Source organism: Priestia sp. ST2 (assembly GCF_055810735.1).
Map to the genome: position 1 here is coordinate 996,166 of NZ_JBVVNT010000002.1, position 22,234 is coordinate 1,018,399.

A 22,234-nucleotide genomic window follows, 5' to 3' on the forward strand; every position below is an offset into this window, starting at 1 on the left:
GGATTTAAAATACTAAATGAAACATAACTGTTTTTTATGAGATGTATTTTGGTTCTGAAAAAATACAGAGCTTAAGCTTAAATGGTCTAAAGTTTCTCTTATATATTAATATATAAGAAACTTTTATTCTTTCTCGTTTCGTGGCATAGCATTAGAAACTATAGAAATGTCTCCAGTATAATATTTATGCGGATAAGGATCAGAAGACTTAGCAGGCTTTGTTACAAACTCTTTCTCAAGATCACCTAATTTGGTTTCATCTGTATTATTCTCTGATACCTGTTCTAAATTATTTGATTGATTATCGCCCATATAAAATTCCTCCTTTTAATTAAACAATGCTCATTGCTCATTCATTAAGGATACATTTTTTAATAACCTGGATATAAATGCTGTTTTTATTCTATACTTTCCTGTGCTTTTTCTTCATTTAGTATATATTTGAAATAAATATTTATTACTTTTTTGAAATTGTGAACGGTTTATTTATACCTTTAAAATCCATTATGTTAATTAAGAAAGTATGTTATATTCACTTCAAAAAGCAGAGACCCATTGGCCCTGCTTGTTATTTGACTATCACTTTCCCCACCATTCCACTATTAAAATGATACCTACATATCAGTTCATATGTACCAGGATTTTGTGGTTTTACGGTAATGGTTTTTTCTTTTCCAGGCTGGACTTCAGCGTCAATTCCGAGCTTTTCTACTGTGAAGGTATGCTCTTTCTGACCTTCATTTTTTAATATCAATGTTGTCGTTTTTCCACTCGGGATAGTGATGGTTTCTGGATTAAAGTAATCATCGTTCAACTGAACCTCCATGGTTTTTTGTCTTACCATGTCTGATTCGGCCAAAACGCCGAGTGATCCTGAAGTCATCACACTGATAACCATCGCAAACAAAACGAATAGTCCCATTAACCAGTTTTTCACAGACATTTGCATTCACTCCTTTCATAAGTCATATTCTTTTCCAATTTATAAAATAATATCACTATTTTTTGTAAATTAATTATTATTTTTCCTTAATTTCAATTTTGGGGAGTCACAAATAGTTATGAACGTTGGGAGAATCTTGAGTGTTGAGAGAAGAAAATAGCAGGCTTAATCAGGACTAAATAAGTTTTATGAAAGAAGCTTCTCGATTAGGTCTCTCCATTAAATTGCCTAACTTTATAAAATAGTATTGATACTAATAGAACAGTTACAATCATATTCTTATAAAAGAAAACCATAAAAAGGAGTGTCAAGTTAGTTGATAAAAGCTAAGGTTAGTTTACGGCCTATTGTTAGTAAGATAAATTTACCTACCATTTTGAAAACAGCTATACTTCCTGGTGACTCATTTGAAAGTTTATTTATTGCAACCCAAGTAGGAGAGATCTTTTACATAAGAGACGAAGCTATACAGACTTTTTTAGATATTCGCTCACGAATCATAAAATTAGGTACGTCTGAACCAGGTGTTTCCCGCGGAGGATATGATGAACGAGGATTGCTAGGGCTAGCGTTTCATCCAGAATTTTATTATAACGGTCTGTTTTATCTTCATTACTCAGTAGCTGGAACACAAGGCCCAGGTGCACTTTCCGAACATTATAGACCTAACCCGTGTGATCCTAAAACTTCAAACTTAAGGTGGATAAATAGAGAAACTAAATATGATCATATTGATACAGTGGAAGAATGGATTTTCCAACCAAATGCTCAGCCTCAAAAAAGACGGACGTTACTTAACTTAAGAAGACCATTTTTTAATCATAATGGTGTCAACAGCTTAAACTTTTCACCTGAAACTGGAAAACTTATCTTTACAACCGGAGATGGTGGATCAGGCTATGACCCCTTTAACTTAAGTCAGAATGATATAGAAATTTACGGGAAAATAATTGAAATTGATGTAGGTAAGAATACATTTATCCATAATCCACCCGTAGTCACACGTTTTAGTGAACTCCCCTCACCTATTCAGGAAACTCTTACGCTCATTGCTAAGGGTGTTCGCAATATAACGGGCATTTCATTTCAAAAATTTTATAATCAGTACATCAAATATGTGGGAAATGTTGGACAAGACGTAGTAGAGTCGATTTTTTCATTTGTTCATTATAAGTCAATACCTGTTCCTCAACTTGTTCAAGCTTCTTTAATGAGAGCTAAACCCAGCCAAGAAGGATTTATTAACCTTGGCTGGCGGGGATGGGAAGGAGATTTTCCGACTTCGTTTATAAAAAGGTGTTCTGAAAATCCGGCCTTGGATGAGAAAATAATTGCTTATTACAATGAAGCGGTAAAAACTTCAGTGAGACGTCTTCAGCCTTTAACTAGTTATTTTCATAAAGATCCCCGCCCCAATAAATTTGGAGGGACCTCCCTTACAGGAGTTCAGCCATATATGGGAAATAATATCCCTAGCTTAACAGGAAGCGTTATGTTTACAGATATTGCACAGGTTAAAGAATCTCATTCCCCAGTTAAAGGGGTTTTAGCTTATACCAGGGCAGGTACAGATTGTAAGCTAAATGATTTTAGTGTGGTGGAAATTGATTATAATTTTGGTTCTCAATCAGCTTACTACGTTAGTTTGGGAACGAATCTGGATCAAACCAGGCTTTATTTAGGAGTTTATGGCTCTATGAAAGTGTCTGACTTTAATCAAGGTACTGTTTTTGAAATTGTTCCATGACTTATATTTATAAAATTCGACTGGGTATTGATTTTCTCCTAAAAGTTATAGCTTAATTTTTTTACCAGCTATTTTATAGGAATAAACAAATGAACTTCCTAGAAAATAAAAAAGCCTTTAATTAATAAAGCCCATAAAAGGTTCATTTTATGGGCTACAGTACATACCTTTAGAAAGATAAAGAAATTTATCTTAACGGATATGACCTATTCCTTTAAAAGTAAATGCGACTTATTAGTCCTCCCTCTTAATTTCTTCATATATTACATGTAAGAGTTGATATATCAGGCAATGATCTAAATCTCTCTTTAACCCCTTATAATGTAAAAACAGTTAACCGAGGTGAAATTCATGTACTTTTTAAAGTCTCTTTCAAATGAAGTAAACTGTGCGCAGCTTTTTTTTAATAGACTATCTAAAACTAAGCAGCTTGTATCAGGCGCTCTTTTCGCCAGCTTAGCAGCCCTTTTTCAATCAGCAGGAGGTTTCTTACCAGGAATAGGAGTTTTTATTAGTCCATTCTCTACTGCACCCATTCTTTTTTGTTTTACACTTTCGCTCCCTCTAGGATTTATTACCTATATACTAACAAACCTGCTTCTTCTGATTATCCAGCCAAGTGAACTTATTATTTTTCCTTTTACAACAGGAATATTGGGAATGGGCATAGGAACTGCTTTTTACTTTTTTAAAAAGAGATTATACATTGTTGTAAGTGGGGCCACTCTATTAACTGTTGGGATTATTACCCTATTGTACGGTTTCAAATTCCCAGTACTAGGTCCCGTGATTTCTAAAAATTTTTCTCTTTCTACTACTGGTTTAATTTTTGTATTTACTTTCCTTTATAGTTGGATTTGGGTTGAACTCAGCTTAGCTTATTTTAAAAAATTAAAAACATTTATTTCCTAGTGAATCTACAAATTAATCCCTTAACAAAGATAACTCGTTAAAATAATGGAGAAATCGCAATCAGTTTTTTAGAAGAACGTCAATTAGGACAATCTCATCTAAACTTTGTAAGGCTCTTTTCATTATATTTTCAAATTCAACTAAACTATTTGCCTGTTCCCCTTTAATTCCAAAGCTTTTTGCCAGTTGAACAAAATCTGGGTTTGTAAAAGTTACTCCATAGCTCTTACCAAACTTTTTGTTCATCATTTCCTGCTCTATTTTTAATGTAGAGTCGTTTAAAACAATAATGATGAATGAAAGCCCTAAGCGTTTTGCCGTCTCTATTTCAGCAAAATTCATTAAAACTCCTCCATCTCCAGTAATACAAATAGCTGGATCATTAGGGCAGGCTAGCTTAGCTCCAATTGAGCCTGGTAAAGCAATACCCATGGAAGCTAGACCATTTGATATAATGAGCCTGTTAGGGTTTTTAGGTTGATAAGTTCGGGCTATAGATACTTTATGAGCTCCCACATCTGAAATCACAATTGTTTTCTCTGAAGAGAGCTTGTCAATAATATGCAAGATATTCTCGATTGTCAAAGGCAGCAAATCGCTATCTATCTTTTTCTCTTCAATGTGATAAGATTGCTTAATTTGTTTCTGGAGATTACCAGAGGGAATCCATGGTTTAGAAGGAATATCAAGCTGATTGAATACTCGTAAAGTCTGCTTTATATCTCCAACCAATTCGACCTCTATAGGGTAATATTCATCTACTTCTGCCGGTAAAGTATCTATATGTAAAATTGATGTTTTTTCTGTGTTCCATTCTTTGGGTAACCTTTCGACAAGATCAAACCCAATTACAATAAGTAGATCAGCTTCCTTTAAGCCTGCTAGCACTTCATCTTTTTCATTAAATCCAAACGTAAAGAAATTTTGTGGGTGATCTTTAGACAGTACACCTTTAGCCATATAACTATGGGTAACCGGTGATTGAAGGCGTTCAATAAATGGTTGAAGCTCATCCACAGCTCCCTGTCTAACAGCGCCGTTACCGATAATAACAAAAGGTCTCTCATACTGTTTAATAAGAGTATTGGCAGCCTGAATTGACTCAAATATAGGTATGCTTACGGGTATAGATGTAGGTAAAATAGGTTTAATGGGAACGATTTGAGTTGCTAAGTCTTCTGGCAATTCTACTACTACGGGTCCTGGCTTTTCCATTTGTGCAATTTTAAATGCTTTTCGAATAATCTCAGGAAGCGTTTGTGCATCTTTTATCTGAACACCCCACTTCGTTGCCGGTTCCACCATTTTGATAATGTCCATATACTGATGCGAATCTTTATGCTGCCTTCCCAAAGCAGCCTGTCCTGTTAAAGCAACAACAGGGGAATGGTCTAGCTTTGCGCTAGATATACCTGTCAATAAATTAGTCGCTCCAGGGCCTAATGTTGATAAACATACCCCTACTTTGTTTGTTAACCTTCCGTATACATCTGCCATAAAAGCAGCTCCTTGCTCATGCCTCACATTCACGAATTGAATCTGTTTAGAGTTGGATAAGGAATCAATAAAATCCAAGGTCTCTTTACCGGGTATTCCGAAAATATATTCAACTCCCTCATTTTCTAAACATTGAACAAGTGTATCCGTCACTTTCATATTGTTCGACCTCTCTCTAGATAGTATTCTGACAAGCTTATGTGAAAGGAATAGCTCATTAATCTTTATCGTATTTTTTGAGTTTCAGCTCGCAAAAACCCCAAATTTATGCAAAGAAATCCTATTCACTAACTATTGTTTATAGTGTTGCCATTAGGTTCTTATGTTAAAGACATTTTTTAGAGAATGTATAAATAATTGAATGAGTCAAAAAACTTGGAAGGAAATTAGACGGCAATAATTGTTTCTTTGTTAGTGAACAAAAAAAGCTTTATTTTTTCTGCTCTAACCTTACAAAAAGGTATCCTCTCTCTTCCCCTTCCTCTATGTTGGCTGATTGAAAGTGTAAAGATACCCTATAAAAAATTATTATTAGAACGTAACATTTTGAGGAATGTAAAAAATCCCATATACAAATAATAAGGCACATACTCGTTTAAATTGGAGGGAGCGTTTTTATGAAAAGATTATTATTGATGGGATTTATGTTGTTATTTTCGCTAAACATGCTGGTTGAACCCAGTAGTGCTCGTGCTGAAACACAAGAGCATCGTGTTAGTCAACCTCAGGTAAAGTTTGAAAATGAATTGAGAAGACTTTGGATGGATCATGTACTGTGGACAAGCAATTATATTACAAGTGCAACAACAGCAGGATCAGAAGACCAAAAACAAGTGTTGAAAAGGTTATTAAAAAATCAAGAAGATATCGGGAATGCTGTGAAGCCGATATACGGAGAGAAAGCTGGGAATAAACTTACGGATTTGCTCAAGGAACATATTGTGATTGCTGGCAAGATTGTAGATGCGGCTAAAACGGGAAAGAAAGCCTTGGTGAATCAATTAAACCAAGAATGGTATAGAAATGCTGATGATATAGCAGCGTTCCTTAGCCAGGCCAACCCTTATTTTAAAAATGAAGATTTGAAAAAATTACTGTATACGCATCTAAAATTAGTGACAAATGATTTATCTGCAAGCTTAAAAAGAGACTGGGAGGCGAGAATCGTTGCAATTGATGAAGGAGTATCGCATATTATCTTAATGGCAGATACTATATCTGCAGGAGTTATGAAGCAGTTTCCAAAGAAATTTAATAAATAATTTTAATAGGTACACGTAGATATTCTGCATAAAGCATCCTAACCAAAGGTTTAGTAAATTTAAACACTGGGTATTATCAAATCAAGACGATGTGTTAAGAGTACCGCCCGTGCATAGGGTGTGTCCTTCTCTATTCTATAAAAAATGGCGCCTAAAACGGCGTCATTTTTTATTTGGAAACAAGGTTACTGATTCTAGTGCGAAGGTTGTATTTATATGAAAAAGGTATATAGATTTCTATCTAATCGAATGTATTTTTACACTACTATTCAAAAATTTTTTGAGTGAACTTCCCTTTCTTTTGGACAGACGGCTCCCATTATGCTCTCATATCTAATTGAGGTTCATATTTATGAATGCAATGCCCTTAATGATTGTGTGAACAGTGGCTAATATTTGACTTCTATCATTTCCATGTTTATTTGAAATTTTTGCACGAGAACCTCACTATGATGTTATAGTCATACACTTGTTACATTTTAATGGAATGAGTGATGATAAAGAAAGTTAAAAAGATCAAATTAATTTAAGTTTAAGATGTCTCCATTGGGATAATATATAAATAAGCTAGATTTAATGATAATCTGGTTTATTTTCTACATTTTAGGAGGCAACAAAAAATGGAACACGGTAAAGTAAAATGGTTTAATGCTGACAAAGGTTTTGGATTTATTGAGCGCGAAGGTGGAGAAGATGTGTTTGTTCACTTCTCAGCTATTCAAGGTGAAGGCTTTAAATCCTTGGATGAAGGTCAAGAAGTGACTTTTGATATCGAACAGGGGCAACGTGGACCACAAGCGACAAACGTAAATAAAGCATAAGAAACCATACTAAAAAACAGACTCTATTTTCAGAGTCTGTTTTTACTTAAAAAGATTTTTATATCAGAACTTATTCATCAATAATTATAGTTCGTGTTTTTTTAATTCTTCTTCAAAGAAAAAGGTACTTGGGTATTTATCGACTGTATAAGAGTATCTTTTCATATTTTTTACATAATGACTTTTTAAGATTGTCACTAATTCATTCGATACTCTTATAGTTACTACTTCTCCATTACTAAATATTTTCTCACTCATAGCCATTATCCTTTCTCGCATCAAAAATAATCAGGGATTATTTTCTATATGTTTTTTTACGGCCTACTGTTTCTTTTCTCCCTCTATTTCTCTTACGTTCTGTTTTTGCCTTTTTATTACGAAGTGGTGCCACTTCAGACAATTGGACAGAGGTCATATTTGATTCTTTTGTTAAAAGCTTTAAAGTGGCTGACAGTAAAGAAACAGAATCCACTTCTTCTAATAACTTTTCCGCCATTGGCTTATATTCCACAAACTCCCCCTTGTCGATAGCGGTCAAAACCTGGTGAATGATTGCTTCCTGATGCCCTGCCATTACCTCACTAGAAGTAGGAGGTGATTGTCTAGACATTTTGGTTTTCGTGACATCTTCGATTACTTTTAAGTGATTACGTTCTCTTGGAGTTATAAAGGTAACTGCCAATCCCTTAGTACCTGCCCGCCCTGTTCGGCCAATACGATGAACATAGCTTTCAGGGTCCTGAGGAATATCAAAATTGTAGACATGGCTAACACCTGTAATATCAAGTCCTCTTGCTGCAACGTCGGTTGCAACCATAATCTCAATCGTATGATTCTTGAATTGACGAATTACATCGGCACGTTTGGATTGCGTCAGATCTCCATGAATGCCTTCTGCTGCATATCCACGCTTTTTTAGCCCTTCAGCAAGTTCATCCACACGTTTTTTTGTGCGTCCAAACACAATAGCAAGGTCTGGTGATTGAAGATCTACGAGATTACAAAGAACATCAAATTTTCGATTCTCTGGAATTTCCATATATTGCTGCTCGATGTTCTTTACCGTTAACTCCTTCGCTTTTACTTTTACGAGTTCAGGATCGTTCATAAATTTCTGGGCTAGACTTTGTACTTGCTTCGACATGGTTGCTGAAAATAGCAAGGTTTGGTGGGGAGAAGAGATTCCACCAAGAATCGTTTGGATATCTTCAATAAAGCCCATATTTAACATCTCATCTGCTTCATCCAGAACAGCTGTACGAATATGATTTAAACGAATGGTTCTTCTTTTCATATGGTCCTTAAGGCGTCCTGGGGTTGCTGAAATAATATGCGGTCTGTTTTTAAGGGCTTTGATCTGACGATTAATATCCTGACCTCCATAAATGGGCAGCGTTTTAACTCCTTTTACCTGCCCAATTCGGTTTAACTCCTCTGCTACTTGAATAGCCAGTTCGCGTGTCGGTGCTAAGACTATTCCCTGAATCCCTTCTTCACTAAGCTCAACCCGCTCTATAAGGGGAATGCCAAAAGCTGTTGTCTTTCCAGTACCGGTTTGAGCTTGTCCAATTAGATCTTTACCCGTCATAGCTATCGGAATGGATTCAGCCTGAATCGGCGTAGCCTCTTCAAAACCCAAGTTATGAACTGCCTTTTCAATGGCCTTGCTTAAATTAAAATCAGAAAATTTTTTCATTTTTTCGTGCTCCTTCTCTTACTTAAATTCAGAAATGAGAAAAGTACTCTTTAACGAGAGATATTATTTATTCATTTCTGCGTATTGGAAATCAGGGTTATTATTCACGAACATCTTATTTTAGCGTATCTATACAAGGCGAATTCATACCTTATTTTATCCGCGCTTCCGTGTATTTATAAATTTTTATAGGATCTATAAAGTGTGGTTTAATTTAGAAAGATATGGTTCTCACTATTTCTTTTTTAAAAGGTATACTATTTAGGAGGAGGGATGATGTAGTTATGTATTATAACCATAGGAAGAAAAATCAAGAGCCCTTACCTAAAGAACAAATAGAGATTTGGGAATGTGAATCAGAAGAATGTAATGGTTGGATGAGAAAAAATTTCTCTTATCAAAAACACCAAAAGTGTCCTTTATGTGGCCATAAAATGAGAACAGGAGAACGGCTTTTAGATGCGTCTCCTAATCCCCATCAAAAATAATTCATGTCCGTCTGTTGTATAAATCTATAAAAAACTTACGGCACTTCTTTAACTGAAAGTAAACTTCTTACCAAACAAACATGCCATATTTGCTTTGTATTTCTAGTGTATGGTTAACTAGTTCATACCTTGTACCCTTCGTATGACCCAGAAACCAGACTTAAAACGCTGGTTTTTCTATTATAACGAGATTTTAAAATCAGATATAATATGTCTTTTGTTAGCTAGTGAAACCAAAAGTAAAAAAAAGACTCCTAGGTGGAGTCTTTTTTACTCATTTTAATTATGCTACTTTATGAACGTTAGCAGCTTGTGCTCCACGTTGACCTTGTTCGATGTCAAACGTTACTTTTTGACCTTCTTCTAATGATTTAAAGCCTTCACCTTGAATAGAGCTGAAATGTACGAATACATCGTCTCCGCCTTCAATTTCGATAAAACCGAAGCCTTTGTCTGCATTAAACCATTTTACTGTACCTTGTTCCATAATAGTGCCTCCTGGTGTGGAATACTCCACACTTGTATTACTACCCTTGTCCAACCATACTATCTTAAGATGAAAATTTCTATGGAAGAGATTTCTCTTCTCTCAATCCTACACCGAACAAAAATAATTAACCTAAGCGTAACACACAGAACCGAAGATAGCAAATACAGAAAAATAGATAAAATTTTAAAATGGAAATATAGGTATCATAATAAGAACTAATTTAAGGTTTACTAGCAGTACATAAATTTAATGGACTTTCACCATTTTTGCACCTCTATAGATTACTTACAAAATAATAAGCGCATTAAGAAACCTGCTGTTTTTGTGTATATGAAATTTTTCATAAAATTGATATCTTGGGCATAATACAGGATAGACACTTGGTAGAGGGGGATTGTGTGAGACTGAAGGATGGAAACTTTTATACAGATAGTAGAACCAATAAGGTATATAGATTAAATGAAGATAACAAAGGAAGTTGGTACCTGAGTACTCATGATGATGAAGATAATAATCAAATGTCAAGAACTTCAGGACGTAACATGATGAAAATGTTAAAGAGTTTTTATAACAAAGTGAACGACAGTTGAAAATTTACGGCTCTGGAAAACAGCATAAAAAATATAAAGCTAGCTTAACACAGCTAGCTTTATTTCTAATTTATAGAGCTAGTTATCACAATGTTTTTTAGGGATTAAGCAACGATACTAACAAAAAATTTTTAGCCTTGCCATTGGGAATCACCCATTATTTAATTTCGATTGCAGAAGCCTTGTTGTCCCCATCTGACGCCATGATACCATTTCTATATTGTTTTTTGAAAAATCATCTATAATTGATATTGTTTTAATCTCATATTGAGATATATAATAAAAGCAAGAAAAAGAAAACGCTTTCTATATTTAAATACATTGTTACTTCTCAAACTATAAGGAGGATTTAAAATGAGCCAAGTGGAAAGAAATTCTAAAGTGCAGAAATTAGTTGAGTATCAAAAATTCAATGAAGAAGAAGTTTCGAAGATGACAGATCCGCAGGTTGAATATTATCACTGGCTCTATTTTGATGATTCCGCTTATGATTATATGTAACTCAATTATAAAATAAGAAAAAAGCACAAAAACGTTTGGTTCCAACGGGTTTGTGCTTTTTTCGTTTCTTTAATTATAGGATTACTCGTTTTTAACACCATTTCCTGTGACAACAAAGTGAGGGGTGTCTTCCTTCCGGTTGAAAAGTCTCCAGAACTCACTGTATTCATCGTCTTCTGACGTATCTGGAAATACCTCCAATAAATAACCTTGAGATAAAAAGATCTTTAGCCCTCCTACTTCGTCCGAGTCAACTCTTTCTACAATCGTGTGTTCGTTTATATCTTTTATAATCGATTCAATTCGTTCTCTGATTTTTCCCTTCTCTTACTTCGCTGATTGTCTTTATAAATTCGCCCTCAGTTACTCCTAGATAGGAGTCGGAGCGACGAACGTACACAATCCTGAGGTTTCTGTAAGGTTCAGGTATTGAAAAGAGTTGTACTAACCCTTCCCGCTCATATCTTTCCGCTAATGACCGGGCTATAAGTGTCACACCAAGACCAGAAACTACTGTCCCCATAATCGTCTCAAGTGTAGCAAATTCCATGATTTTTGGTGATACTATTTGTTCGTCTTTTAACCACTGCTGCAGTCTTTCTCTATATTGGCAGCCTTCATTAAATAAAATGAATGGTAAGTGCAGTAACTCTTTGGCAGACTGAATCTGCTTCTTCCCTTTTTCATTTACACTGCATACAAGTACAATTTCTTCATCAAAAGCTGGAATTTGATCAAGCGTTGACACATTTACTGGTTCTGCTACAAATGCCCCGTCTAACTGAAACTTAAGAACTTTCTCTATTAATTGTGTACTTACTCCTGATACTAGAGAAATATCCACATTTTTGTGCTTATTATGATAGGAAGAAATGATTTCAGGAAACCCTACTACCGTTTCAACTAATCCAATACATAATGATCCAACAAGGTTACGCTCATCTTGAAATGCTTTCTGTATTTCATCCATCAGCCGCATCATTTGTTCTCCATATGTTAAAAGTTTTCGACCTTCTACATTTAATGTCATTCCTCGTCTGTGACGATGAAACAATGGGTGTCCAATTTTTCGTTCAAGAGACCGAATACGTGCTGTTACATTTGGTTGGACATAGCCTAGCTTATCAGCGGCAAGGCTTACACTGCCGTATTCTGCTACAGCCATAAATATGCGTATATCTTCTACTTCCATAAACATCCTCCTTTCCACTTACATTCATTTAGGTATTAATAATAGTGATATCTATAATCATTTATCATTATTTTACAAGATATCAAGCTCTAGATAAAATAATGACATCCGAGTGCTACTACAACTATTTAGTAGCAATTACGTAAAGTTCTTAAAATGAGGCGACTGAAAGGAGGAGATCTAATTGTTTTATTTACTATTGTTTCTTGCCATCATCTTGGAGGTAATCGCAGTATTTTTTCTTAATCTTACAAATGGATTCACAAACTTTGTTCCTACTGTTCTCGCCATACTATTTTATTGTTCTTCAATTGCTGCTTATATGCTACTTAACGCCAAAGGTGAAGTAGGAGTAGCAAGTGCTTTGTATGCAGGAGGAGCAACCGTACTTGTTGTTGTCACAGGTATTATCTTTTTTGATGAAACTATTTCTTTATCTAAAATTTTAGGAGTGTCTCTTATTATAATCGGTGCAGTTTCTCTTAACATTAAAGGGAGCTCTAAAGAAAGAAGGACAGCGTAATGGGATACGTATTTTTAACGATGGGCTTAGTTTTAGGCATTGCAGGCCAAATGTGTGTAAAACTATCTAAAGGCTTTAGACAAACTGTTCCCACGATAGGCGCATTTCTACTCTTCATTGCTTGTATTTATTTTATTTCTCTAACGACGCACTATTTTGAAATGGGAATTGTTTTTGCTATATGGGCAGGGCTGACGATTGTTAGTACGACGCTGTTAGGTATTTATACATTTAAGGAATCAAAAAACAAAAGAAAGATTATCTCGGTTACTCTTATTATTACAGGTGTTATTATACTGAAAGCTTTCTAATAAAAATAAGATAAATAAGGCCCTTACTTAACTTACAAGTAAGGGCACCATAGAAGGAGTTAAAAACAAGGAGGTATTGGTCATCGACCGTCCATTGCTATAGTTGGTTATTGGTAAATAGTAACAGTGTAATGGGTCATTGGATTATTGGTTTTATCACTTGCCATCACAATAGTACTTTGAGTACACTAAACATTCTCCTTCTATGCCTTGAAGGGAGTCTCACCTCTTCAAGGGTTAAAAATATTTATCTCCATCAAACTCTAACTCTATTTGATAGTTTTTAGCGTTAATTAAATTTGATAATCTATTTGCTTTCTTTTCAACCTCTAGCCCTCTTAGACGATATTCTTCAGGATCAAATGTAGCCACTTTAATAATGGATACCCCTTCTCCGTAGTAAGGATATTCTTCTTTAGATGATGAACCAAACTCCTTATATTTTCTTGCTTTAGCACGTAATTGAGTGGCATATTCAATCGCTTCTACAATTGTTAGTTTGTGTTCATTATAAGTAATATTATTTTGAATATTGGCTTGATACATTAATTTATCAAGTAGACGCAAATCCTTTCGAATGTCCTCTAAATCCTGTTCAACATCAGATAGTGATCGAGCCTGAGGAGGAATCTTCTCCCCTTTTTCGATCTCTACAAATGCAACTCGGTCCATCTCTTCTTCTAATTCATGTATTCGTTTTGATAATACACTTTTCAATTTCACAGCCTCTGCTAGAGAAATCTTAGACATAGATCAAAGCTCCTTTATTCATAAACTTAATTTTTACTATTTTATTGTTCTAATACCTTTTCATAATAAGGAGGTGTTGTGCCACTTCCGCCATCCCCTGAGACACTGCTGCGATCTACTTTATAAGACATTACATAGCGTCCTTTTTGTTTACCTTTAGTCCAGTTTTCTTCAAACGTCACTAGATAAAACTCTTTATTTAATTTTTTAGGACGAGTTTTTCTTTCGATTTGATACCCTCCAAAAGTTCCTTTCCATGTTCCAGCTTTAGCAGGAAATAAATCAATATCTGTTCCTTCACCACTTGTCGCAAACTCTATGGCATCTTCTTTCGTAAATGGCGGAAGGCTAGGTGATAGCGCTTCTAATATACTCCAACTGAGAAGTAAAAGAATAAGAGGTATAATTAGCAATACTTTTGTACTTTTTTCCCTGTCAATTCTTCTTTCTACCCACCAATCTATACATGCATATAACATAGCGGCTGCCATCCCGTAATAAGCCAAATATGTATCTTGAAAAAACAAACCGTTAATTAAGCCTAATATGCCGTGGAAGAAGACAAATAGCCACCTCATGTTGGGAAGCCATTTCTTTCGAATAGCGTCCAGTATAACTGAGACAAAATTTCCGTATACAGCAATAACGGCCCCTACATAAAAAAGATATACAAGGAACCATCCTGCCATGTCATTTCCAGTATGATACGATAGTTCTTCTCCGTCAGTTAGTTGTTGAATCAGACCTGTTATTGTCAAAAGGTAAGCTAAAATAAAGCTTGTAGAAAGAGTTGTTATCGTCTTTCTCAAAATCACATAATCTTTTTCACTTTCCATAAAGGGTACCTTTTTCTACTTATTTCTATATATTTTATATTAAACCATATTTCTTCATATAAAGGTGACTTACAAACAAAAAATTGTGATTGATACTAATTGTTTTAGTGGCTTTGTTATAGTAAGTCGTTAATCACAGAAGTACATATATTAAACTGATTTGTGTTAGACTGTTACAAGCTTAATACTTTGAAAAAGAAAGGCTGAAAAAAACATGACACAAACGAATACAGCATTTCGTGATGCGCTTATCAAATCACTGCGAGGTGAAAGAGGCCATCTTCCGACGATTAACGCAATAACTGATATTAATATAGAGCTTGCTTCACATAAACAAGAGGAATTACCTTATTCTATTTATCAATTAGTGAAGCATATGAGCTATTGGCAAGACTTTTTACTTGCCCTTGCTAAAGGAGAAAACCCTGAAAGACCGAAAAGTGCAAGTGAAAGCTGGCCTGAACACCCTGCTCCGGTTGATGAGGAAGAATGGAAAAAGACAATCCAGCATTTTTGTAATGGAATTGACGAAGCATGTCACTTAGCTGATACATTAGCAATCGAAGAACCTCTGGATGCTTGGCCAAGTGAAACCCCAGGGGGATTACTGCGTAATATTGCTTCTCACAACAGCTATCATCTAGGTGAAATTGTCATTATGAGAAGGTTAAACGGAGCATGGCCACCGCCAACAGGAGGCTTTCCTGCTTAATAAAAACCGATTGAGCCCCAATGATTGGCAGAAACAAAGCCCTAACAATCGTCGATTAGACACTTTTAGGGCTTTATTTTAGTTATGTGCTATTACCTTTTGTTTTATCTATAAATCAATTGATTACTGAATTCGATTTTCAGTACTCCAAAAATATTTGTCTTCGTGCAATTAGTTACCTATAAGAATAATGTGTCGGACGAAACAAGTCTTCTTCTGCATTTCTGACAATTGAAAAGTGTCCAACATTGCAATGACCATGTAGACTTTCACCACAATGATGCTTTATAATTTGTTCCGTACTTAAACCTGTTGCGGTTCGCTGTTGAATGCCCACCCCATTGACCATAGCTGCTTTGACTGCACTATTTATAGAATGTTGTGTCTAAATTTACGATAAGCTCAGTGAGCAACTTAACGAATGTTCTTTGCCCCTTGGTCTTTTAACTAGTTCTCCTCCACAGTTAGGACAAATATACATCTCGCTTTCACTACATTTATCACAAAATGTACATTCATGTGTACAGATATAAGCAACAGAGCTATTATGGAGTTTCTTATTGCACTTTTCGCATGTATTTCTCATTTCTAAAGCCATTAAATCCCTCCTTTTGATATAATCAAATTGTATTCTATAAATTTCTATTTTTACATATGTTTCTTATTGTATTACTAAGTAATAACTTTAATATTGACGGAAAACCTATTATTTTAATTTATAATTTAAAGCGGGGTATGTTTTATGGATGAAATTGATAAAAATATATTACTACATCTACAAGAGAATGCTCGTTTGTCCGTTACACAGTTGGGAAAGTTGGTTGGTTTATCTACCCCTGCTGTTAATGAAAGAGTAAAAAAACTTGAAGAAAAAAATATAATAGATGGATATAGAGCAATAATTAATCCTGAAAATTTTAACAAACCTGTAACTGCTTTTATTTTATACAGCAATACAAACTGCAGACAATTTGTAGAATATTGCAAAGAACACCCTGAAGTTATCGAATGTCATCGTCTGGCAGGTCAATACAACTACTTAGTAAAAGTTTTAACTAATTCCGTTCAATCTCTTGAAACATTCATTGATGAATCTATGGCTTTTGGGCAGCCATCTACATTGATTAAACTTTCCTCACCAGTTGTTTATAAAGCAATAAATTAGGTTAATAATCTACTCTTTTTTATTACTGAATCTATTCAAGGTAATTCTATTATAAGAAGAACATGTTCTGCTAGCTGGTCACCTTTTTAACTGACCAGCTAGCAGAATTAGAAGTGCATAGAATTTACAATTGCAGTTACCATCCTGTCTGTTCTCGGCAGGTATTTTTCTATACGTTCATATGTTACAATAGAGAAAGAACATAAATTAAAATTATATGGTCTCTTTGTACCCTGGGTTTCCTTATAATGGAAAGAGGTACTTTTATGAATATACTTGAAATAAAAAAAACGCTTTATACTCTTATTCAATATGAAGATAGTGCTATTACTCATACCATTCCTCAAGTACTGGAACTGTCGTATTGTAAAACATCTAAGATTTTTCAAATCACTACACTTACGGATCAAAAAACCTTAAATTATAACGATTATGATATAGATAACGCTTCTGAAGCTTTATACAAGATCTTAAACTGAAGAAAGCGATTCAATGATTCTTCTATCTTTTATTTAACAAACGTGGGATTGCACAATATGTTATTTTAAACAAAAGAAACTCCTGATATATGTTCAGGAGTTTCTTTTGTTTTTCTAATGTATACAAGATACAAATCTCATTTTAAAAAACCATCTAAAAATATTTAAAACAGCACGAAATCGTAAAGACGATGCCACTATTTCTTTAATCAGAAACTTCCTCTGACAGTAGTACCATCTAAAGATTCATATCATATGTATCTTTAAAAACGTACAAGTTACTTTAGTTATTTTCATTTTAAAGATTATTTACTAGAAGTAATTCCTAAAAAATGAAGTGCGTTTTTTACAGTAGCCATTGTCCGAGTAGAATCTAAATTAATACCTAGCTGAACAGCAGAGCGAGATAATTCGGGCCTTAATCCTGTTAAGATACATTGCACTCCAAGTAGTGACATAACGCTATTAATTTTAAAAAGATGCTCCGTTACAATTGAATTCAATGTATAAATACCGGAAAAATCTATAATTAAACAATTTATATTTTGTGTCTGCACTTTTACTGGAACAGCCATTAAAAGTTGGTTTGCTCTTTCCTCATCTATGGATCCTACTAAGGGAAGTACAGCGATTCCCTCTAAAAGAGGAACGAGGGTTGTAGACAGTTCATTTATTTGCTTTATTATTTCTTTTTGTCTTGTTTCACTCTCTTTTTTTACCGTAATATCTCTCACATAGGTTTGGATTACTTTTTTATCTCCCAGCAGCAAGGGATGACAATATAATTCAACATTAACAGTTGTCCCGTCCAATCTAAATATGGTTTCCTCAATAAGCTCTGCTGGACGTTCATAAGCAGATTGGATTCTTTTCCTTATTGCTGCTTTAGATGTTTCTTGAAATATATCTAAAGGACTGGCACCTATGATATCTTCCCTTTTTCCTCTAAAAAAATGTTCAGCTGCGTGGTTAACATATATAATCTTATGATTTGAATGAATAATGAGTGGATCTAACGCATATTCAATGACTTCCTGATAATCAATACCCGAAATGTTTTCATTCATAATTTTCACTCCTTAATATGAAGGTTAGACTACTATTTCAAATTTATCAAGGGTTCAATTGCTTGTTTAAGATCTTAAAAAATGATAATAAAGTTTCTTTTGAAGTTATAAATAAGAAATAGTAAGAAAATAGAAGATTAAAAGGTCGTCTGTCCTTTACAGAACAAAAATAAAAACAGCCCTTAGAAATGAATTCAAGGGCCCTCTCTGCATTTATTTAAATCATACTTTCTCAGGAGTTAAATCATGGTGTAAGGCTGTATCAGGAACTGTAGGATTAGGATGATTTTTTTTCATTTCAAACGAGAATTCTTTTTGATGACGAAATATATTAATTCTTCTTTTAGATCATTTACAGAGTTTTATCTTTTCCTCTTTTGCCCTTTACCCTATTCTCATTTGAATGAATCGTTTGATCTCTATTTCTTTTTCTTCTACTAAGAAAATAGATAACAAAACCTACTAAAACTAATAAAGTAATTAGAAGGATACTTGTAGGAAAGTATAACGTCCCTATGTGGATACCAAAAAATTGAATCATTACCCTTTCACCTCCATATGAGAGTAGTAAACGACTCAAGTAATATACTTTTCGTTCAGTATCTTTCCGATTTATAAAACATTCGTATAGAAAAATAAATATTATATATAAAGCAACATGCTAGTATGATTTACTAATACTTCTCGATCACTTAGTTTCCTCAAAAGCTATTGCAAAGGAGAACCATTACACATCTTTTTTTGCAATAATGATTATACGTTCTTGTTTCATTTCACCGACACACTGTTTAGCTTCTTCTTGGGTTAAACCTAACGAGGCCATTTTAGAATGAAGTTCATCTTCACGAGAAAATAACTTATTAACTGCAGATTCAAAAACTCCTTGTTCAGAAGCTCGATATTCTTTTGTATTTGTTGTATTTGTTAAATATTCCGAGCGCTCTTTATTATAGGTCAATAAATAAATTTCGTTTTTACGAAACCCGTTAGCAAAAAACTCTTCAATAAACTTATTTGCCTGACCACTATTTTCTGCTACTTTAATTTCCTTCACTATTTTCTCCTCCTCTATCCCTATAGAATATGTCGTTCTACTAATAGGTGTATCCTTCAGCAGCCAATTAAAACCAATTTATTCGGATATGGGATAAAAGACTATAAAATATCATCTAAATATTGTATAAAATGGGGTAAACTATCTACTTCTAAGAGAATAAAATATAGACTTCTTTTCCTTTGTAGAAATATCAAAAGAGAACTTTTTATGTAACCTTAAAAAAATTCCCCCTCTATTGTCAGAGGGAGAATTTTAGTTAACCTTTCGCTACATCTAACGCTTTATCTGCCTTTTTTAAATCGTGATTTACTTGTTCTTCTACATCATAGGCGTGATACATTTCATTATCAATCATATATTGAGCAATCTTTTCATGAAGCTCGATGGCTTTATCTAATTGCTTTTTTAATACCTTTCGAACTTCGGGCGTCGCCGTTTCTGTAAGCGCTACCGCATATGTTCGTACACCATTCTTAGCTGATAATAATAAATCAGTCGCAATAGCAAGATCATCTAACGTTTTAGTAAGAGTACTTTTAGTGGCCATTTTTCTACCCCTCCTATTTATTGAGCTTTCTTTAAGATTTTTTTCAATTCTTTAATCGCTTCAGTAGATGTTTGAACATCTTCTTCAAGAATCTTTTTTAATTCCTCATCCTCTACCAATTCCAACATCGCTGTTCCTTTTGTTACACATGATGTTTTAAGCGTTAAGATTTCATGAACTTCTAGCGTTTCGTGCATAGCTAGTCCCTTTGCCATGTTTGCATCCTCCTTGTCATTTTTTTGACTTGTGAATTATATTCCCAAATCATTTCCATTTAAACAAGTATTCGTTATTTTTTAAAAATTCCAGAAAAAGAAACAGGAATACTAAAACTAACAAAAATAATCACCTGTTTTTGCAATTGACCTTCTATTGTATTGCAGAATAAATCCCTTTAGGTGTAATATGTAACCCTTAAATAAACCTTAAATTGTAAGTCTTTCTTTCTAGAACTTTTTAATCGTTTAAAATCGGGTACTATATTTTGTGAAAAGGTGTGATTTTATTAATTTTTTACATATTACCATCAAGGCTGTTGTTCTCTCTTTCGTTGGTGTTATATTCAGGGTAATTTACGGTCAAATAATTGGAGAAAAAGATGTTCAAATAGAAAGTCTTATCGGTTTTTTTATTGGGAGTTTCTTAATTTCCTGCTTTACTGATTATCAAAAGGCACAAAAATCATAAATAAAATAACCACGTTCATTTGCGCAGCCATTTCAATTAAAAAGTGCGTTAACCCAGTTTGGATTAACGCACTTGATGGTTACACTTGAATCAACATAACTCACTTTTCTATAAAATCTAAACATGCTTTTAAATATTAAAGCGAGGATCCGTTTGGAAGGAAAGAGTACGGTTAATTGATGAATTCAGGGTGATTATCACACTCGATTACCTTCTAGGCCGATGATTTTTCTGATGATTTATTGCCCGGTGCAAACCAACCTAATAGAGCAATACCAACTAATACTCCATAGAAAATTAGAGTCCAGATGGTGCTATGAGGAAAATGGGGATCTAAGACACCAATATCTTTATGTGCAAAAGTAATAACAGCAAGTTTCACCCCTACCCAGGCAACAATGGCGTATGCTGTCGTTTCTAGGGCAGGTCGCTTTTCAAGGAGTTTTACAAACCAGGTCGCTGCAAACTTGATTAAAATAAGACCTGCAATCCCTCCAAGAACTACAACTGCAAACTGCCCTCCATCCATACCACCGATTTCTCCAAACTGTGAATCCGGAAGTCCAAGTGCTATAGCAACCGCAGCTAAAATAGAATCAATGGCAAAAGCTAGGTCGGCTAACGCAATTTTGCCCACCGTCGGCCAGAACCCTTTGCCAGCAGACTCCTTTTCATCATCATTATGAATATTCTCATTGTCTTTCCCAAACCGTGCCTTAATGACATGCTTTAAACCTAAATACAGAAGATAAGCTGCTCCTATCGCCTGTATCCACCAAACGTTGGCGATAAATGAAATGGCAAAAAGAGCTCCAAATCGAAAAATAAACGCCATAAGAATTCCGTAATTAATCGCTCTTTTCTTCTGATCCTCGGGTAAATGTTTAGCTATAACTGCTAGTACAAGAGCATTATCAGCTGATAATAATCCTTCTAACCCGATTAGAATCAATAATGCCCATACATATTCGAGCCAAATAGATTCCATCCGCTTCTCCCCTTTCCAAAATATAAGCTGTTATGCTAAAGGTTTTGTTTACAATAGAATAACCATATATACTGCAGTAAACTCTAAAAGATAAAATTTTCATTTTTTTAACACTAATCAACAATTGAACATCTCTTAAGATAAACATAAATACAAATTCCAGTATGTCAGTAAATAGTTTATGTCAACATACTTACATAGGTTAGAAAGTCACCCTATTATTGTTATGCCCTTCCCCTTTTCTCAAGAAGTACCTGTGAACAATAAAAAAACCGGCTGTAACATATTAACTAATATATTACAGCCGGTTTTTATAGTGGAATAAGAAAATTAATTAGGACTAATCCCTACCCAAAAAAGATCTACTAGAGCCTGAGCCGTTTTTTCAGGGCCTCCTAATTCTGCAATTAATTCTTTCTTGTTCCGAATCATTGTTACCGTGGAAAATGTATGCGCAAGCAATCTGGGACTTGCTACGACGATTTCTCCGCTGTTTGCAGCTTGCTTGAATACGTTCTCTAATGCCTCATGTATCGCTTTCTCTGCTTCACGAATTTCATGAATATGACCTTCTGTAAGCGAAGAAGTCGCTTCTTGCAATAATGTTTCAAAATCAATATGCGGTCTTTTTAAATGATCCAAGGTTACCTCATATAATCTGTGTTTCAGTCCTTTGGAGTTTTGTAATAATTTCTCTGTCTGTTTTGTGATACGTTGGAACATACTTGATACCGAAACGGTAAACAAAGTTGCCTTATTTTTAAAATAGTAGTAAACGCTGGCCTTGGTCACATCGCTTGCTTCAGCCACTTGCTCCATTGAAACTTTTTCGTATCCATATGCCATAAAGAGATGGGCAGCTGTTTTTAAAATTTGCTCTCTTGTTATATTATTTTCAGTTGTTATTTTAGGTCTGCCAGGCTTTTTTTTTGGTGTCTGGTTCGTATTCATAAGGGCCCTCCTTCTAGTTCAA

The 22,234-nt window shown here is 34.5% G+C and carries 26 protein-coding genes; 11 read left to right on the plus strand and 15 right to left on the minus strand.

Annotated elements, in window-relative coordinates:
- Positions 1-123: 123 nt before the first annotated feature.
- Both AC0KUU_RS11495 and AC0KUU_RS11500 read right to left on the minus strand, forming a co-directional pair.
- A complete protein-coding gene (locus tag AC0KUU_RS11495) occupies positions 124-312 on the minus strand; it encodes a hypothetical protein (protein WP_043981808.1) in 189 nt (62 codons plus the stop codon).
- A 256-nt stretch (positions 313-568) separates the two neighbouring features.
- Positions 569-943 (minus strand): cupredoxin domain-containing protein, encoded by a 375-nt coding sequence (locus AC0KUU_RS11500; protein WP_043981807.1) that lies wholly within the window; start codon positions 941-943, stop codon positions 569-571.
- Between the two features lie 316 nt (positions 944-1,259).
- On the opposite strand from AC0KUU_RS11500, the gene AC0KUU_RS11505 reads away from it, so the two are divergent.
- Together AC0KUU_RS11505 and AC0KUU_RS11510 are read left to right on the plus strand one after the other, a co-directional pair.
- Positions 1,260-2,690 (plus strand): PQQ-dependent sugar dehydrogenase, encoded by a 1,431-nt coding sequence (locus AC0KUU_RS11505; protein ID WP_322551946.1) that lies wholly within the window; start codon positions 1,260-1,262, stop codon positions 2,688-2,690.
- Positions 2,691-3,041: 351 nt separating this feature from the next.
- Complete coding sequence (locus AC0KUU_RS11510; RefSeq protein WP_322551945.1) at positions 3,042-3,602, plus strand: hypothetical protein; 561 nt, start codon at positions 3,042-3,044, stop codon at positions 3,600-3,602.
- 60 nt (positions 3,603-3,662) lie between these two features.
- Here the strand turns inward: AC0KUU_RS11510 and AC0KUU_RS11515 are convergent, their stop codons facing one another.
- Positions 3,663-5,258 (minus strand): acetolactate synthase large subunit, encoded by a 1,596-nt coding sequence (locus AC0KUU_RS11515; RefSeq protein ID WP_162214008.1) that lies wholly within the window; start codon positions 5,256-5,258, stop codon positions 3,663-3,665.
- A gap of 458 nt (positions 5,259-5,716) precedes the next feature.
- Between AC0KUU_RS11515 and AC0KUU_RS11520 the strand changes: the two genes are divergently transcribed.
- Together AC0KUU_RS11520 and AC0KUU_RS11525 are read left to right on the plus strand one after the other, a co-directional pair.
- Entirely contained in the window at positions 5,717-6,361 is a 645-nt protein-coding gene (locus tag AC0KUU_RS11520) for a hypothetical protein (protein ID WP_043981803.1), read from the plus strand.
- 620 nt (positions 6,362-6,981) lie between these two features.
- Entirely contained in the window at positions 6,982-7,182 is a 201-nt protein-coding gene (locus tag AC0KUU_RS11525; RefSeq protein ID WP_013056409.1) for a cold-shock protein, read from the plus strand.
- Positions 7,183-7,477: 295 nt separating this feature from the next.
- Here the strand turns inward: AC0KUU_RS11525 and cshA are convergent, their stop codons facing one another.
- A complete protein-coding gene (cshA, locus tag AC0KUU_RS11530) occupies positions 7,478-8,878 on the minus strand; it encodes a degradosome RNA helicase CshA (protein WP_043981802.1) in 1,401 nt (466 codons plus the stop codon).
- Positions 8,879-9,162: 284 nt separating this feature from the next.
- On the opposite strand from cshA, the gene AC0KUU_RS11535 reads away from it, so the two are divergent.
- On the plus strand, positions 9,163-9,366 hold the full coding sequence (locus tag AC0KUU_RS11535; RefSeq protein WP_043981801.1) for a cold-shock protein: 204 nt from the start codon (positions 9,163-9,165) through the stop codon (positions 9,364-9,366).
- A gap of 283 nt (positions 9,367-9,649) precedes the next feature.
- Here AC0KUU_RS11535 and AC0KUU_RS11540 read toward each other — a convergent pair whose 3' ends face one another.
- The gene (locus AC0KUU_RS11540) at positions 9,650-9,853 is read right to left on the minus strand and encodes a cold-shock protein (protein WP_013056405.1); all 204 of its coding nucleotides are present in this window, start codon (positions 9,851-9,853) and stop codon (positions 9,650-9,652) included.
- A 947-nt stretch (positions 9,854-10,800) separates the two neighbouring features.
- Between AC0KUU_RS11540 and AC0KUU_RS11545 the strand changes: the two genes are divergently transcribed.
- On the plus strand, positions 10,801-10,947 hold the full coding sequence (locus AC0KUU_RS11545) for a BH0509 family protein (RefSeq protein ID WP_013056404.1): 147 nt from the start codon (positions 10,801-10,803) through the stop codon (positions 10,945-10,947).
- A gap of 298 nt (positions 10,948-11,245) precedes the next feature.
- On the opposite strand, the gene AC0KUU_RS11550 is transcribed toward AC0KUU_RS11545, so the two are convergent.
- Complete coding sequence (locus AC0KUU_RS11550; protein ID WP_043981800.1) at positions 11,246-12,139, minus strand: LysR family transcriptional regulator; 894 nt, start codon at positions 12,137-12,139, stop codon at positions 11,246-11,248.
- Positions 12,140-12,323: 184 nt separating this feature from the next.
- Here AC0KUU_RS11550 and AC0KUU_RS11555 point away from each other — a divergent pair, with 184 nt between their 5' ends.
- Both AC0KUU_RS11555 and AC0KUU_RS11560 read left to right on the plus strand, forming a co-directional pair.
- Positions 12,324-12,662: a DMT family transporter gene (locus tag AC0KUU_RS11555; protein ID WP_016766376.1), complete on the plus strand. Its 339-nt coding sequence runs from the start codon at positions 12,324-12,326 to the stop codon at positions 12,660-12,662.
- Positions 12,662-12,973, plus strand: coding sequence for a DMT family transporter (locus tag AC0KUU_RS11560; RefSeq protein ID WP_043981799.1), 312 nt, complete (start codon positions 12,662-12,664; stop codon positions 12,971-12,973). Before AC0KUU_RS11555 ends, AC0KUU_RS11560 begins: the two co-directional genes overlap by 1 nt.
- A gap of 237 nt (positions 12,974-13,210) precedes the next feature.
- Here AC0KUU_RS11560 and AC0KUU_RS11565 read toward each other — a convergent pair whose 3' ends face one another.
- Together AC0KUU_RS11565 and AC0KUU_RS11570 are read right to left on the minus strand one after the other, a co-directional pair.
- Positions 13,211-13,723, minus strand: a complete 513-nt coding sequence (locus tag AC0KUU_RS11565; RefSeq protein WP_016766374.1) for a DIP1984 family protein — start codon at positions 13,721-13,723, stop codon at positions 13,211-13,213.
- Positions 13,724-13,764: 41 nt separating this feature from the next.
- Positions 13,765-14,559: a hypothetical protein gene (locus tag AC0KUU_RS11570; RefSeq protein ID WP_043981798.1), complete on the minus strand. Its 795-nt coding sequence runs from the start codon at positions 14,557-14,559 to the stop codon at positions 13,765-13,767.
- A 214-nt stretch (positions 14,560-14,773) separates the two neighbouring features.
- Between AC0KUU_RS11570 and AC0KUU_RS11575 the strand changes: the two genes are divergently transcribed.
- Positions 14,774-15,271: a DinB family protein gene (locus tag AC0KUU_RS11575; RefSeq protein ID WP_043981797.1), complete on the plus strand. Its 498-nt coding sequence runs from the start codon at positions 14,774-14,776 to the stop codon at positions 15,269-15,271.
- 391 nt (positions 15,272-15,662) lie between these two features.
- On the opposite strand, the gene AC0KUU_RS11580 is transcribed toward AC0KUU_RS11575, so the two are convergent.
- On the minus strand, positions 15,663-15,869 hold the full coding sequence (locus tag AC0KUU_RS11580) for a DUF1272 domain-containing protein (protein WP_080781682.1): 207 nt from the start codon (positions 15,867-15,869) through the stop codon (positions 15,663-15,665).
- Between the two features lie 144 nt (positions 15,870-16,013).
- Here AC0KUU_RS11580 and AC0KUU_RS11585 point away from each other — a divergent pair, with 144 nt between their 5' ends.
- Together AC0KUU_RS11585 and AC0KUU_RS11590 are read left to right on the plus strand one after the other, a co-directional pair.
- Positions 16,014-16,436, plus strand: coding sequence for an Lrp/AsnC family transcriptional regulator (locus AC0KUU_RS11585; RefSeq protein WP_182006884.1), 423 nt, complete (start codon positions 16,014-16,016; stop codon positions 16,434-16,436).
- 266 nt (positions 16,437-16,702) lie between these two features.
- Complete coding sequence (locus AC0KUU_RS11590) at positions 16,703-16,915, plus strand: hypothetical protein (protein ID WP_016766369.1); 213 nt, start codon at positions 16,703-16,705, stop codon at positions 16,913-16,915.
- 305 nt (positions 16,916-17,220) lie between these two features.
- Here the strand turns inward: AC0KUU_RS11590 and AC0KUU_RS11595 are convergent, their stop codons facing one another.
- The 6 genes from AC0KUU_RS11595 to AC0KUU_RS11620 all read right to left on the minus strand — a co-directional run bounded on the left by AC0KUU_RS11595 (position 17,221) and on the right by AC0KUU_RS11620 (position 22,212).
- Entirely contained in the window at positions 17,221-17,982 is a 762-nt protein-coding gene (locus AC0KUU_RS11595) for a PAS domain S-box protein (RefSeq protein ID WP_043980783.1), read from the minus strand.
- Between the two features lie 727 nt (positions 17,983-18,709).
- Positions 18,710-19,036, minus strand: coding sequence for a YflT domain-containing protein (locus AC0KUU_RS11600; protein ID WP_043980779.1), 327 nt, complete (start codon positions 19,034-19,036; stop codon positions 18,710-18,712).
- A 259-nt stretch (positions 19,037-19,295) separates the two neighbouring features.
- A complete protein-coding gene (locus AC0KUU_RS11605; RefSeq protein ID WP_043980777.1) occupies positions 19,296-19,586 on the minus strand; it encodes a spore coat protein in 291 nt (96 codons plus the stop codon).
- A gap of 17 nt (positions 19,587-19,603) precedes the next feature.
- The gene (locus AC0KUU_RS11610) at positions 19,604-19,801 is read right to left on the minus strand and encodes a hypothetical protein (RefSeq protein WP_016766364.1); all 198 of its coding nucleotides are present in this window, start codon (positions 19,799-19,801) and stop codon (positions 19,604-19,606) included.
- Positions 19,802-20,487: 686 nt separating this feature from the next.
- The gene (locus tag AC0KUU_RS11615; protein ID WP_043980775.1) at positions 20,488-21,261 is read right to left on the minus strand and encodes a TerC family protein; all 774 of its coding nucleotides are present in this window, start codon (positions 21,259-21,261) and stop codon (positions 20,488-20,490) included.
- A 330-nt stretch (positions 21,262-21,591) separates the two neighbouring features.
- The gene (locus tag AC0KUU_RS11620) at positions 21,592-22,212 is read right to left on the minus strand and encodes a TetR/AcrR family transcriptional regulator (protein WP_043980773.1); all 621 of its coding nucleotides are present in this window, start codon (positions 22,210-22,212) and stop codon (positions 21,592-21,594) included.
- Positions 22,213-22,234 lie beyond the last annotated feature (22 nt).